At 63.0% G+C, this 12917-nt stretch carries 13 protein-coding genes; 11 read left to right on the forward strand and 2 right to left on the reverse strand.

What is annotated here, in order from left to right; all coding sequences use genetic code 11:
- Nucleotides 1-67: 67 nt before the first annotated feature.
- Complete coding sequence (greB, locus tag ACWBU6_RS23465) at nucleotides 68-631, reverse strand: transcription elongation factor GreB (protein ID WP_452645750.1); 564 nt, start codon at nucleotides 629-631, stop codon at nucleotides 68-70.
- A gap of 106 nt (nucleotides 632-737) precedes the next feature.
- Between greB and ACWBU6_RS23470 the strand changes: the two genes are divergently transcribed.
- The 11 genes from ACWBU6_RS23470 to ACWBU6_RS23520 all read left to right on the forward strand — a co-directional run bounded on the left by ACWBU6_RS23470 (nucleotide 738) and on the right by ACWBU6_RS23520 (nucleotide 12390).
- On the forward strand, nucleotides 738-1829 hold the full coding sequence (locus ACWBU6_RS23470) for a histidine kinase (protein ID WP_452645751.1): 1092 nt from the start codon (nucleotides 738-740) through the stop codon (nucleotides 1827-1829).
- A complete protein-coding gene (locus ACWBU6_RS23475; RefSeq protein WP_452645752.1) occupies nucleotides 1822-2469 on the forward strand; it encodes a response regulator in 648 nt (215 codons plus the stop codon). Before ACWBU6_RS23470 ends, ACWBU6_RS23475 begins: the two co-directional genes overlap by 8 nt.
- Nucleotides 2470-2582: 113 nt before the next feature.
- Complete coding sequence (locus tag ACWBU6_RS23480; protein WP_452645753.1) at nucleotides 2583-4160, forward strand: GGDEF domain-containing protein; 1578 nt, start codon at nucleotides 2583-2585, stop codon at nucleotides 4158-4160.
- A gap of 289 nt (nucleotides 4161-4449) precedes the next feature.
- Nucleotides 4450-5910 carry a flagellin N-terminal helical domain-containing protein gene (locus ACWBU6_RS23485; RefSeq protein WP_452645754.1) on the forward strand — a complete coding sequence of 487 codons (1461 nt, stop codon included), beginning with the start codon at nucleotides 4450-4452 and terminating at the stop codon, nucleotides 5908-5910.
- Nucleotides 5911-5986: 76 nt separating this feature from the next.
- Nucleotides 5987-6358 (forward strand): flagellar protein FlaG, encoded by a 372-nt coding sequence (locus tag ACWBU6_RS23490; RefSeq protein ID WP_452645755.1) that lies wholly within the window; start codon nucleotides 5987-5989, stop codon nucleotides 6356-6358.
- Nucleotides 6359-6541: 183 nt separating this feature from the next.
- Nucleotides 6542-9199 carry a flagellar filament capping protein FliD gene (gene fliD, locus ACWBU6_RS23495; protein WP_452645756.1) on the forward strand — a complete coding sequence of 886 codons (2658 nt, stop codon included), beginning with the start codon at nucleotides 6542-6544 and terminating at the stop codon, nucleotides 9197-9199.
- A 21-nt stretch (nucleotides 9200-9220) separates the two neighbouring features.
- Nucleotides 9221-9658: a flagellar export chaperone FliS gene (gene fliS / locus ACWBU6_RS23500; RefSeq protein WP_452645757.1), complete on the forward strand. Its 438-nt coding sequence runs from the start codon at nucleotides 9221-9223 to the stop codon at nucleotides 9656-9658.
- 12 nt (nucleotides 9659-9670) lie between these two features.
- Entirely contained in the window at nucleotides 9671-9997 is a 327-nt protein-coding gene (locus tag ACWBU6_RS23505) for a flagellar protein FliT (protein ID WP_452645758.1), read from the forward strand.
- A gap of 14 nt (nucleotides 9998-10011) precedes the next feature.
- Nucleotides 10012-11286 carry a flagellar hook-length control protein FliK gene (fliK, locus tag ACWBU6_RS23510; RefSeq protein ID WP_452645759.1) on the forward strand — a complete coding sequence of 425 codons (1275 nt, stop codon included), beginning with the start codon at nucleotides 10012-10014 and terminating at the stop codon, nucleotides 11284-11286.
- The gene (locus ACWBU6_RS23515) at nucleotides 11273-11629 is read left to right on the forward strand and encodes an EscU/YscU/HrcU family type III secretion system export apparatus switch protein (protein ID WP_452645760.1); all 357 of its coding nucleotides are present in this window, start codon (nucleotides 11273-11275) and stop codon (nucleotides 11627-11629) included. Before fliK ends, ACWBU6_RS23515 begins: the two co-directional genes overlap by 14 nt.
- Nucleotides 11630-11655: 26 nt before the next feature.
- The gene (locus tag ACWBU6_RS23520) at nucleotides 11656-12390 is read left to right on the forward strand and encodes a flagellar brake protein (RefSeq protein WP_452645761.1); all 735 of its coding nucleotides are present in this window, start codon (nucleotides 11656-11658) and stop codon (nucleotides 12388-12390) included.
- Nucleotides 12391-12465: 75 nt separating this feature from the next.
- Here ACWBU6_RS23520 and fliE read toward each other — a convergent pair whose 3' ends face one another.
- Nucleotides 12466-12807, reverse strand: coding sequence for a flagellar hook-basal body complex protein FliE (gene fliE / locus ACWBU6_RS23525; RefSeq protein WP_452645762.1), 342 nt, complete (start codon nucleotides 12805-12807; stop codon nucleotides 12466-12468).
- Nucleotides 12808-12917: the final 110 nt, after the last annotated feature.

Raw genomic sequence — 12917 nt, forward strand, 5'->3', positions numbered from 1 at the left:
CTTGCCAAAAGGGTAATTAAAAAATAATTATAACAACTTGGCAAGTTGCGCAACATACTATGCCTGCTCAGGCAGCGGGCGCTGGATAGCTGACTTCAAGAATGTCCAGTTCTTCGGCGCCGCTAGGCGTATGCAGCAGGACGGTGTCGCCTTCGCGGGCCTTGGTTAATGTGCGGGCAACCGGACTGATCCAGCTGACCTTGCCCTTCAGCGGGTCGAATTCATCAATGCCGACGATCGTGATCGTGTGCTCTTCTCCGTCGCGCCTGGCGTAAGTGACGGTGGCGCCGAAAAATACCTGGTCGTTGCCATAGTGGATGCTCGGGTCGACCACCTCGGCCAGGTCCATGCGCTTGGTCAGGAAACGGATGCGGCGGTCGATCTCGCGCAGGCGGCGCTTGCCGTAGATGTAGTCGCCGTTTTCAGAGCGGTCGCCATTCGACGCGGCCCAGTGCACCACCTTCACCACCTCCGGCCGTTCGACATCGATCAGCTGCAGCAACTCGTCCTTGATGCGCTGGTAGCCGGCCGGCGTAATGTAATTTTTGGAACCGGGAGGAATGGGCGGCGCACCTGGCGGCAGGTCGTCGTCATCGTCCTGTGCGCCCTCTTTGACAAAAGCTTTGTTCATAACCGTTTTCTGATTGTTTGGTGCAATAATGGCAGCCACATGAAGCGATTGTACACACTCAGGCGGCGCCTGTTTGCCCCCTCGCCCCTGACCTGCCAACCACCTTATGCGCCCTGCCTTGCCGACCGCCCTCCACCATATTGCCGCCAACGCTCCCGGCCTGGTATACCAGTTCCGCCGCCACGCCGACGGCAGCGTGGCCTTTCCCTATGTGAGCGATGGCTGCCTGGCCCTGTTGGGCATCAACGCCGCCGAACTGCAGGCCGAGCCGGAACGCTTCCTGTCGCTGGTGCTGCCGGAGGACCGCCCCGCCTACCTGGAATCGATGCAGGCATCGGCACAATCGCTGTGGAGCTGGAACTGGGAAGGCCGCATCTGGGTCGAGGCATGGAAGGACGTCAAATGGATCAACCTGCGCAGTACCCCGCACGCCCTGCCCGACGGCGGCGTGCAGTGGGAAGGCATCATGTCCAACATCACGGAGAGCAAGCAGGAGCAGCTCGAAGTGCGTGCCAGCCGCGCCCGCCTGGCCGAGCTGACCGCCCACATCGAACGGGTCAAGGAGCAGGAGCGCGAACGCATCGCGCGTGAAATCCACGACGACCTGGGCGGCAACCTGACGGCCATCAAGATGGCCCTGGCCATGCTGGCCGCGCGCTTGCCCGAAGGCGATGAAACCCTGCAGCAAAAAGCCGCCTACGTTGACGCCCTGGTCGACCGCACGATCGACGCGGTGCACCGCCTGACCCTGGACTTGCGTCCTTCCGTGCTCGATTTCGGCCTGCTGCCTGCGCTGGAATGGCAGGTCAAGGAATTCGAAGCCCAGGCCGGCATTGCCTGCACCCTGCAGGCCAGCATGAAGGAACTTGAACTCGACCCCGAACAGGCCGCTGCCCTGTTCCGCATCGCGCAGGAAGCGCTGACCAATATCGCCAAGCACGCGCAAGCCACGGCCGTCACCGTCAGGCTGACCCGCAGCCGCGGCGTGCTGAGCCTGAAGATTATCGACAATGGCCGCGGCATCCGCGCCGCCGACCGCGCCAAGCCCGATTCCTTCGGCCTGCGCGGCATGGCCGAACGCGCGCGGGCCCTGGGCGGCACGCTCAACCTGGGCCATGCGGCCGGCGGCGGCACCGAAGTGGCGATCAAAATCCGCCTCCCGGCCAGCACGCCAGACGTTACAATGGGTCATGAGTGAAAAAGCCGTCATCAAAGTTTTTATTGCCGACGACCATGCCATCGTACGCGAAGGCTTGAAACAGATCCTGGCTGAAACCAAGGACATTGTCGTCGCCGGCGAAGCGGAAAATGGCCTCGATGCCATCAAGCTGTTCCGCAAGTCCGGCTGCAATGTTTTACTACTCGACATCTCATTGCCTGACCGCAACGGCATCGAAGTGCTGAAGCAGGTCAAGAAGGACAAACCCGAACTGTCCGTGCTGATGCTGTCCATGCATCGCGAAGACCAGTACGCCATCCGCTCGCTCAAGGCCGGCGCTTCCGGCTACCTCACCAAACAAAGTGCACCGAAAGAGTTAGTAAATGCAATCCGCCAGTGCGCAGCGGGGTTAAAATATGTAAGCCCGGCATTGGCCCAGGAACTGGCCAACCATGTCGGCGAGGACCACCAGGTGGCGCCGCACGAAACCCTGTCGGACCGCGAGTACCAGACCCTGACCATGATCGCCTCCGGCAAGACCGTGGGCGCCATTGCCAAGGAGCTATCGCTCTCGGTCAAGACGGTCAGCGAGTACCGCTCCCGCCTGCTGGCCAAGATGAACCTGAAGAACAGCGCCGAGCTGACGCATTACGCCATCAAGAACCAGTTGATCGATTAGAAAATGATGCCAAGAAGTAAGCATATTTTCTCCCGTTTATCCTCGAATCGTGCGACTGGACAGTGGCTTAATATGCTGGTAATCGGTAAACCTTCGTAAAGGCTGTACGTCAGATGTCTAGCAAACCCACCAACCCAGCCGCGGCGGATATGAATCCGGCTGATATCGCGCGCGAGGCATTCCGCCGCCTTGCGGTGCGCCGGATTGCCCCTACGCCTGACGCGTATCGTGACATCTACAATGAAATCGCCGGTATCGTGCCGGTAGCGCCGGCCCCGGTCGTGCAGGAGAGCCCGGCAGAAACCATGCTGGTCCAGTTCGCGGCCCGCCTGACCGACCAGCCGGGCGACCTGGCCGATTTCGGCCGCCGTTTCAACCGCGCCGTCAAGGCGCGCGACTGGGATACCTATGCCCGCACCCTGGCCGCGCTGGCCGAACGCCCGCTGGTCAAGGTGGGCGCCGGCGGCCTGGTGCCGGAAGAGAATAACGAACAGGCGCGCCTGCTGCGCGAACTGCTGAGCCGGACCCTGACCTTTGCCGTCGCCTCCCTGCTGTCGGACAGCCCCAACCTGGTGGCCGAAGCCGAATCGCTCGGCGCCGCCACCAAGGAAGCGCATACCGAGCTGGCGCTGGCCGAAATCGGCAGCCGCCTGAAAGAATTGTGCTACCAGATCGAGATCCGCAGCGGCGACACCGCCGAGCAGCAGGAATTGCTGCTGCGCCTGTTCCGCCTGCTGCTGGAAAACGTCAGCGAACTGCTGGACGACGATTCCTGGCTGCGCGGCCAGATCGATGCCGTGCAAAACCTGATCGCCGGCCCGATCGACCAGCGCGCCCTGGAAGAAGCCACGCGCAGCCTGAAAGACGTGATCTATAAACAGAGCCAGCTCAAGCATTCGATCACCGACGTCAAGGCCACCGTCAAGAACATGATGATGACCTTCATCGACCGCCTCGGCGCCGTGGCGACCTCGACCGGGGACTTCCACGAAAAGATCGGTGGCTATTCCGACAAGATCCGCGCGGCGCGCGATATCGGCGAGCTGAACCAGATCCTCGACGATGTGCTGAAGGAAACCCGCCAGGTGCAGAGCGAAGCGCTCAAGGCGCGCGACAATATGATGGTGGCGCGGCAGGAAGTGCAGGATGCCGAAGCGCGCATTCACGCGCTGGAAGCGAAGCTGCAGCACTTGAGCGAACTGGTGCGCGAAGACCAGTTGACCGGCTCGCTCAACCGGCGCGGCCTGGACGACGTATTCGAGCGCGAAACCGCGCGCGCCGACCGCCGCGGCACCCCGCTCTGCATCGCCGTGCTCGACCTGGACGATTTCAAGAAGCTCAACGACACCATGGGCCACATCGCCGGCGACAATGCGCTCAAGCACCTGGTCAAGGTGGTCAAGGAGACCCTGCGCTCGATGGACGTGATCGCCCGCTTCGGCGGCGAGGAATTCCTGATCCTGCTGCCCGAGACCACCATCGAAGCAGCCGAGGCTACCATGACCCGCCTGCAGCGCGAGCTGACGCGCCACTTCTTCATGCACGAAAACGAGAAGGTGCTGATCACCTTCTCCGCCGGCGTTGCCCTGCGCCGCCCGCACGAAGGCCAGGCCGACCTGGTCAAGCGCGCCGACGAGGCCATGTACAAGGCCAAGAAATCCGGCAAGAACCGGGTCGTCGTTGCCGGATAGGCAATGACACTCCAGCAAGCCCGCCCGATCCGGCGGGCTTTTTTATTTTCTTTGCCCGTGAAAAATATTTTTTTTCGGCCTAAAGTTCATGCAAAGCCCGCCGTTTAAGCGGCACTCTGTCGGCAACTTGAGGGTAAGCACAGGGCGATTTTCCTGCTCAATCCCCCTAAAGGTTCCCGTGTGGAAACCGTTACCCAAAACAACAGCGGCTTGATCGTCACAGCACAGCGTGGCGGGCCAAAGTGAATGAGCAAACTGCCCAATCAGTAGTACCGAATGGAGAAATACCATGGCTTCCGTAATTAACACCAACATCTCGTCCCTGAACTCGCAGCGCAACCTGAACGCATCCCAGAGCAGCCTGTCGACCTCCCTGCAACGTCTGTCCTCCGGCCTGCGTATCAACAGCGCTAAGGACGATGCGGCTGGCCTGGCGATTTCCGACCGTATGAATTCCCAGATTCGCGGTATGAACCAGGCAATGCGCAACGCCAACGACGGCGTTTCGCTGGCTCAAACCGCTGAAGGCGCGCTGGCTTCCTCCGGCGACATTCTGCAGCGTATCCGTGAACTGGCCGTGCAGTCGTCCAACGCCACCAACTCGGCTTCGGACCGTCAAGCTCTGCAGACCGAAGTTGGCGAACTGGCATCGGAACTGAACCGCGTTGCCCAGACCACCAACTTCAACGGCAAAAACCTGCTGGACGGCTCGATGGGCACCGCGACCTTCCAGGTCGGCGCTGACGCGAACCAGACCATCCAGGCTGTGGGCGCGAACTTCCTGACCAGCACCTACGGCGACAACCGTATCGAAGGCTCGCCAGCTGCCGTGACCGCTGCCAACACCTCGGCTGCCACCACCGCTACCATCAACGGTTCCCGCGGTTCGGCAACCATCACCACCTTGGCCGCTACCAGCACCGCCAAGTCGGTCGCTGCCAGCATCAACGCCCAGACCGCCAACACCGGCGTCACTGCTTCGGCCAAAACCGACGCGGCACTGACCCTGGGCGCTGAGTCCTACACCATGACCGTCGAAGGCGACAACGCTGGTTCCCCAGTGACCGTGTCCTTCACCATCGGCACCGGCGCCAACTCGGCTGACGACTACGCTTCGGCGATCAATGCCTTCAATGCGCAATCGTCCAAGACTGGCGTTACTGCCCAGTACGACGAGACCAACAACAAGCTGAAGCTGTCGCACTCGACCGGCTCCGACATCAAGCTGACCAACACCAAAACCGGTGGCAACACTGTCTTGAGCGCACAGAACTACACCGCTGCCGGCGCCCTGAACGGTGCCGCCAACGCGATGACCGCTGCTGCTGCTGTGTCGACCGTCATGGGCCGCGTGACCATGGACTCCGAGAACTCGTTCTCGGTAACTGAAGCCGCTGCAACCGGTTTCAGCCTGGCTGGCGGTTCGACCCTGAAGTCGGTCGCCACCCTGGACGTGACCACCTTCGATAACGCCCAGCTGGCCATCAAGATCGCTGACGCCGCCCTGGCATCGGTGAACAGCCAGCGCGCTTCCTTCGGTGCACTGCAGTCCCGTTTCTCGTCGACCATCTCGAACCTGAGCGCAACGACCGAGAACCTGTCTGCATCCCGCAGCCGTATCGTGGACACCGACTTTGCTGCAGAAACCGCAAGCCTGACCCGCGGCCAGATCCTGCAACAAGCCGGTACCGCCATGCTGGCCCAGGCTAACTCGCTGCCTAACGGCGTGCTGAGCCTGCTGCGCGGCTAATCGCCAGGAAGCTAAGTAAAAAAGCGGTTCCCCGCTCCGGTTCGCCGGACCGGGGAATTTTCCGTAGGAGGTCTGTATGACTATCGATTCAATAACTGCTACTGTGCCGCGGGCTGACCGCGGCATCGCGGTCCCGGACTTCGTGGCCCTCCCGGTGGCAGGCCGCAGCCCGGCTGCTGCGGTGGAAACCATCGATGCGGTCAAGGCCAAGGAAGCAACGCCTTCCAGGCAAGAGGTGGAAGATGCAGTTGCCAGGCTGAACAACTCGGTGCAGCAGCGGGCGCAAAGCCTGCTGTTTGCCATCGACGACGACAGCCACCGCACTATTGTCAAAGTGATTGACCTGCGTACCCAGGAAGTACTGCGCCAGATTCCGACGCCGGAGGCGCTGGAGATCGCGAAAGCGATCGATGCTTTCAGGGGTCTGCTGGTCGACCAGGAAGCCTGACCACCAGCAACAGCATTCGCGGCCCGGCCTGCCCTTGCGGCAGTCCGGGCTTTTTTACGTTATGCTGCTCGTATTGACAGCTTGTCTTTTCGGTCACGAATAAACAGGTATTTCCCCCTCTCAAGTCCACTTTGAATCTGCCGTAAACAAGTTAGACTTATCTTGTTTCCTCAGGAGTTTGCCGTGGCCCTTTCCAGCACCCCAGCACTGTCATCCCCCGGTATCGGTTCCGGCCTGAATGTCAACGACATCGTTGACAAACTGATGGCCGCCGAAGCCGCGCCACTGGCGGGCTACGACCGCAAGACCGCCTCCTACCAGGCCAAGGTGAGCGCCTTCGGTTCGCTGACCGCGGCGGTCGGCGTGTTCCAGAGCGCACTGGGCGGGCTCACCTCGGCCAACGCCTTCAAGGGCTTTTCCACCACGGTAGGCAACAAGGATTTGCTGACCGCCAGCGCTTCGGCCAAGGCCGTGGCAGGCAACTACAAGATCAACGTCAGCCAGCTGGCCCAGGCCCAGACCCTGATGACCACTGGCCTGGCAAGCAAGACTTCGACCATCGGCCTGGGCGGCTCGACCACCCTGTTCTTCCAGTTCGGTACCGCCAGCGGCAGCTTCGGCTTGCAAGGCACGGGCTTGAGTTCGTCGATGCTGACCAACGGCCTGGCCAATGGCTCGCTCAGCATCAACGGCACCGCCATTGCCACCTCGAGCGGCACCAATAGCGCCACCGCCCTGGCCAATGCCATCAACGACAAGACCAGCACCACCGGCGTCACCGCCAGCGTAGCGAATATCTTCTCGACCTTCGGCGACGTCGCCACCGACGGCAGCGGTTCCTATGCGCTGAAAGTAGGCAATGTCACGATCGCCAGCCAGGGCGCAGGCGTCGCGGCAGGCGCCGGCGTAACGGCGGCCTCGCTCGATGCCGACCTGGCCAACGCGGGCGGCGCCACCGCCACCGCGCTTGCCGCGGCAGGCATCACCTTTACCGGCAGTGCCGCCGCCGGCACCCTGGAATTCCGCAGCGCCAGCGGCGCCAGCGTGGCCATCACCGAAACGGCCAGCGGCGTTACCGGCGGCGCAAAGACCGCGGCCGGCGCAGCCAATGCCGGCGCCAGCTACGCTTCGGCCAGCAGCGTCACTCTGACCTCGGCCAACGGCAGCCCGATTACCATTGCCGGCAACAACCCGGCCGCTGCCGGCCTGACTGCCGGCACCGGCGGCAGCATGATTGGCGGCGGGTTCAGCCAGGACGCCAGCCAGCCGTCCGGCTCGGTTGTCATCGACAGCACCAACAATACTTTGCAAGGCGTCGCCGATGCCATCAACAAGGCCAGCCTCGGGGTGACCGCCACCATCGTTTCCGACGGCAGCGCCACCCCCTACCGCCTGGTGCTGACGTCGAACAAGACCGGTGAAAACGCCGCCATGAAGATCAGCCTTAGCGGTGACGGCAGCAACCCGCCGGACGCCGCCCTCAGCAGCCTGCTCAGTTACGACCCGGCCGGCACCCAGTCGATGCAGCAGACCTCGGCCGCGCAGGACACCAAGCTGACCGTCAACGGCATTGCCGTCAGCAGCCACTCGAACACCGTCAACGAGTCGATCCAGGGCGTGGGCTTGACGGTCAACCAGCTGGGCAGCACCACGCTGAACGTGGCGCGCGACACCAACAGCGTCAAGACCAACTTGACGGCTTTCGTCAAAGCGTACAACGAACTGAACGGCGCGCTGAAAAAACTCACCGCCTACGACCCGGAAACCAAGAAAGCCGGTGCCCTGCAGGGCGACCCGACCGCCCAGTCGATGCAGGCGCAACTGCGCCGCATGATGAGCGGGCAGATCACCGGCCTGTCCGGCAGCCTGACCAATATGGGCCAGGTCGGCATTTCCTTTGCCAAGGATGGCACGCTGACCCTGGACGACGCCAAGCTGAGCAAGGCAATCGAGAAGAACTTCGGCGATATTGCCGGCCTGTTCACCGCCATCGGCAATGCCACCGACCCGAATGTAAGCTTTGTCAGCTCGACCGCGAAAACCAAGCCGGGCAGCTATGCGCTCAACATCACGGCGCTGGCCAGCCAGGGCGCACTGACCAGCTCGGCAGCGCTGGCCGGCACCACCACGATTGACGCCAACACCAGCTGGACGGTGACCCTGAACGACACCACGCCGAGCAACTCGAAAAATATCGCCAACGTCACGATCCCGGCCGGCACCTACACGCCCGCCGAGCTGGCCAAGATCGTGCAGTCGTCGATCAACGGCACCTCCGCCTTCGCGGATGCCGGCTCCAGCGTCACGGCCACGATTGACGGCAGCGGCAAACTGGTGCTGTCGTCCAGCAAATACGGTTCGGCTTCGAATATCGCCCTGACCAGTGTCACCGGCAGCACGGTCGACAGCGTGTTTGGCGGCGCGGCGCCGGTCGCCGGCACCGACGTGGCCGGCACGCTGGGCGGCAAGGCCGTGGTCGGCACCGGCCAGACCCTGACCGGCGCCGAAGGCACCGATGCGGAAGGCTTGAAGATCGATATCACCGGCGGCGCCCTGGGCGACCGCGGCACTGTCTCGTTCTCGCAGGGCTATGCCTACCAGCTCAACAACCTGGCCACGTCCTTCCTCGGCAGCAAGGGCTTGCTGACCACCGTGACCGAAGGTTTGAACAAGAGCATCAAGGACGTGGCCAAGCAGCGCGATGCCTTCTCCTCCAAGCTGGACGACGTCGAAAAACGCTACCGCGCCCAGTTCACCCGGCTCGATACCACCCTGGCGAAAATGCAGAGCACGCAAGCGTATTTGACTCAGCAACTGGCGGCCCTCGCCTCCAACAGCTGAGCGCAGAAATAAGGAGAGATTATGTTTGGAACTACTTCACGCGGTGTCAATGCCTACGCGAAAGTTGGCCTGGAAACTGGCGTTAGCTCCGCCTCGCCGCACAAGCTGATCGTCATGCTTTACGACGGCGCCTTGGCTGCGATCATGACCGCACTCACCCAGATGAACGCTGGCAATGTGCAGGAAAAAGGCCAGGCCATCTCGAAAGCCATCCGCATCATCGACGATGGCCTGCGCGCCAGCCTGGACAAGCAAGCTGGCGGCGAAATCGCGCAGAACCTGGACGCGCTGTACGACTACATGAGCCGTCGCCTGCTGGAAGCAAACATCAAGAACCAGCCGGAAATCCTGGAAGAAGTGCGCGGCCTGCTGGCCGATTTGCGCGACACCTGGAACCAGATCGGCGGCGCCCCAGCCAGCAACAACAATACCCAGCCTGCTGCTTTCGCTAGCATGTAATCGAGGACGACAATGACGAACGTGGAAGTTTTAAGCGCCTACACCGCCATGGCAGCACTGACCCACAAGATGGTGGCGGCAGCAACAATGTCCGACTGGGACGGACTGGAAGTGCTGGAAAGCCAGGTAGCGGCCCAGGTCGCCCTGCTGCGCGGCGCGGAAGAAGCGGTCGTGCTGGACGCCAGCGAGCGCCAGCAGAAGCTCGGCCTGATCAAGCAGATGCTGGACGACGACCGCCAGATCCGCGACCTGACCATGCCCTGGATGGCCCAGCTGTCCAAACTGATCAACAACACCGGCACTGAACGGCGCCTGGCCGCCGCCTACGGCGCCGTCTGAGCGGGGCGGCTGCCATGCTGCCCCCGCGCCTGGATGTCCGGGCCGTCAGCCCCACCAGCGCAGCGTCGTCCGCGCCAGCCGTTGCCGCACCGCGCCAGGAAGCTTTCCAGCGCGCCCTCTCGCAAATGGTCGGGCAAACCCTGCCCGCCCAGGTCCTCAGCAAATTCCCCGACGGCAGTTTCCTGGTGCGCGTGGCCGACACCAATGCGCGCATGCTGCTGCCGGCCGGGGTCAACGCCGGCGACGACCTGCCGCTGACCGTGCTCAGCGGCCAGCCGCGCCCCACGCTGCAAGTGGGCGCCGGCAGTGCGCAGGCCGGCCAGATGGCCACCTTTGTCGCCGGCGACCAGATGCCGGAGCTGCCGGCCACGGGCGCACGGCTGCCGTCGCAGGAGGCGGCCATCCTCAACCTCAGCGGCAAGCAGCCGCAGGCTGCCGGCGGCACCGAGGCCGGCCAGGCCGGCGCAGCGCAGGGCCGCACACTGAGTGCCGGCGCCGCCCTGCTCAGCAAGGCCCCGCTGGTGCCGGCCGACCAGTTGCCCGCACTTGGCAAGGACACGCCGCAAGCGGCCCTCAGCCCCGCCGCGCGCGCCATTGCCAGCGCACTGGCCTCGGCCTACACCACGCCCGGGGTGCCGGTCACCATCAACGGCAAGACGCCGCTCAGCGCAGGCGGCCCGCCCGATACCGGCAAGCTCAGCCAGGGCTTGCAGCGCGCCCTGGGCGACAGCGGCCTGTTCTATGAATCCCATGTGGCCGAATGGGCCGAAGGCAAGCGCCCGCTGCAAGACTTGCAGCGCGAGCCGCAGATGCAGCGCCAGGCTGGCGCGCCAGGCGCGGCGCAGAGCCAGGCCGAGGCGGTAGCGAAGGCGCTGGCCGGTCCCGACCTGTCCGCCGCGCAAATGATCAACCAGCAGTTGCACACCCACGAGCAGGGCAAGCTCATGTGGCAAGGCGAAGCCTGGCCCGGGCAGCAGATGCAATGGCTGGTGGAACGCGAGCAGCAGGACGAGGCCGGCGGCAAAGGCGGCCGCGGCGAAGGCCGCGATGGCGAAGCGGACCCGGTCTGGCGCAGCGGCGTGCGCTTCCGCTTCCCCATGCTGGGCCAGGTCGCCGCCAACGTCACCCTGGTCGGCGACCAGGTGCACATCGCCGTGCAGTCCGGTTCGCAAGACACGGCCGCCACGCTGCGCGCCTGGGCCGGCGCCTTGCAGCAGGCGCTGGATGCCGCCGGTGCACCGCTGGCATCGCTTGCCATCCAGGCGGAGGGCAAAGATGGCGCAGAGTGAGCATGGCGAGCCGCCCCGCCGCCCGCTGCAAAGCGCCGTCGCCCTCGCCTACAAGAGCGGCCAGGCGGCACCAAAAGTCGTCGCCAAAGGGCGCGGACTGGTAGCGGAGCAGATCATTGCCGTGGCCGCCGAGCACGGCGTCCACATCCATGAGTCAAAGGAACTGGTATCGCTGCTGATGGAAGTGGACCTCGACCAGCAGATCCCGCCACTGCTCTACCGTGTAATTGCGGAACTGTTGGCATGGCTTTATCATATTGAAGCAGCGCAAAAGACTGGCCAGCCCCCGCCGCCGGCGCCCGATCTCAGCGTACCGAATGAATCCCCCAAAAACGGACCTTGATGCACAGCTATATTTCGGAATCGGACATGGAAAACTGGCATGATTTCGAGGTTGCTTCGCGCCGCGAGATCACTGCGTTGCTGCGCAGTATCGGCGAGAAAAACCAGTTGATCCGCATGCTCGTCAAAGGCGAGTCCGACGTCTGCGTCACGTCCATCCTGGAGGTCGATGCCGATGGCGGCAACGTAATCCTCGACTGCTCCATCAGTCCCGACCAGAACCGCCGCATCCTTGGCGCCAAGCGGCTTTCCTTCGAAACCACGCTGGACAAGATCCGCATCATGTTCAGCGGCGAGCACATCGAATCGACCACGTTTGAAGGCAGCCCGGCCTTCAAGATGCCGCTGCCGGCCAGCCTGGTGCGCCTGCAGCGCCGCGAGTTCTACCGCATCGCCACGCCGGTCACCAATCCCGTGCGCGTGCTGATTCCGCAGCCGGCCGAACTGGGCGGCGGCAGCAAGGCGTTTCCGCTGTCCGACATCAGTTGCGGCGGCATTGCGATCCTCGATAACAGCCTGGAACTGGGCGACACGATCGGCAAGGTTTACCACGACTGCCGCATTGAATTACCTGAAGTGGCCACGGTCAGCACCGGCCTGCAGATCCGCAACTCGCTGGACCTGACGCTTTTAAACAACAAAACCAACCGCCGTCTCGGCTGCCAGTTTGTCGACATGCCGCGTTCCGCGCTGGCGGCTGTCCAGCGCTACATCACCAAGCTCGAGCGCGAACGCAACGCCCGCACCGCCGGCCTCGAATAATCAAGCACTTAGAAAATAGGGACGTACCCCATTTTTGAAAAAAATGGGGTACGTCCCTATTTTCTAAGTGCTTGATTACACTTGCATGTTCATGATGTCGTGGTAGGCCTGCACCAGCTTGTTGCGCACCTGCACGGTGGCTTGGAAGTTGATGCTGGCTTTTTGCATCGAAATCATGACGTCCGACAGGTTGACCGAATCGTCCCCCATCTGGAAGCGCTTGGTCAGGCCTTCGGCCTTGTTCTGGCTGGCCTGCACCGCATCGAGCGCGCCTTTCAGGGCGTTGGTGAAGTCGGGCTTTTCCGCCACCTTCTCGGTCTGGATCACCGGCGGCGTCGCAGAGGGCCGCGTGGCCGCCGCATGAAGCTGGGCAATCATGGCCTGGATTTGGCTAGAATCAATTCCGCCTGTTCTCATTAGTTGACTCCAAGATACAATATTCCTGTTTTCAGGCTTCCAGAATACCCGCGTGAAAGCCAGCGGATAGCCTTGAGCAGGCAGGCAAACGGCTGCCTGTTCCGGCCTTT

The sequence above is a fragment of the Pseudoduganella sp. HUAS MS19 genome, assembly GCF_053615455.1.

Bases quoted from the DNA above. Each gene is read 5' to 3' on its own strand.
- greB (WP_452645750.1), bottom strand. From the start codon at position 631: ATGAACAAAGCTTTTGTCAAAGAGGGCGCACAGGACGATGACGACGAC.
- ACWBU6_RS23470 (WP_452645751.1), top strand. From the start codon at position 738: ATGCGCCCTGCCTTGCCGACCGCCCTCCACCATATTGCCGCCAACGCT.
- ACWBU6_RS23475 (WP_452645752.1), top strand. From the start codon at position 1,822: ATGAGTGAAAAAGCCGTCATCAAAGTTTTTATTGCCGACGACCATGCC.
- ACWBU6_RS23480 (WP_452645753.1), top strand. From the start codon at position 2,583: ATGTCTAGCAAACCCACCAACCCAGCCGCGGCGGATATGAATCCGGCT.
- ACWBU6_RS23485 (WP_452645754.1), top strand. From the start codon at position 4,450: ATGGCTTCCGTAATTAACACCAACATCTCGTCCCTGAACTCGCAGCGC.
- ACWBU6_RS23490 (WP_452645755.1), top strand. From the start codon at position 5,987: ATGACTATCGATTCAATAACTGCTACTGTGCCGCGGGCTGACCGCGGC.
- fliS (WP_452645757.1), top strand. From the start codon at position 9,221: ATGTTTGGAACTACTTCACGCGGTGTCAATGCCTACGCGAAAGTTGGC.
- ACWBU6_RS23505 (WP_452645758.1), top strand. From the start codon at position 9,671: ATGACGAACGTGGAAGTTTTAAGCGCCTACACCGCCATGGCAGCACTG.
- fliK (WP_452645759.1), top strand. From the start codon at position 10,012: ATGCTGCCCCCGCGCCTGGATGTCCGGGCCGTCAGCCCCACCAGCGCA.
- ACWBU6_RS23515 (WP_452645760.1), top strand. From the start codon at position 11,273: ATGGCGCAGAGTGAGCATGGCGAGCCGCCCCGCCGCCCGCTGCAAAGC.
- ACWBU6_RS23520 (WP_452645761.1), top strand. From the start codon at position 11,656: ATGGAAAACTGGCATGATTTCGAGGTTGCTTCGCGCCGCGAGATCACT.
- fliE (WP_452645762.1), bottom strand. From the start codon at position 12,807: ATGAGAACAGGCGGAATTGATTCTAGCCAAATCCAGGCCATGATTGCC.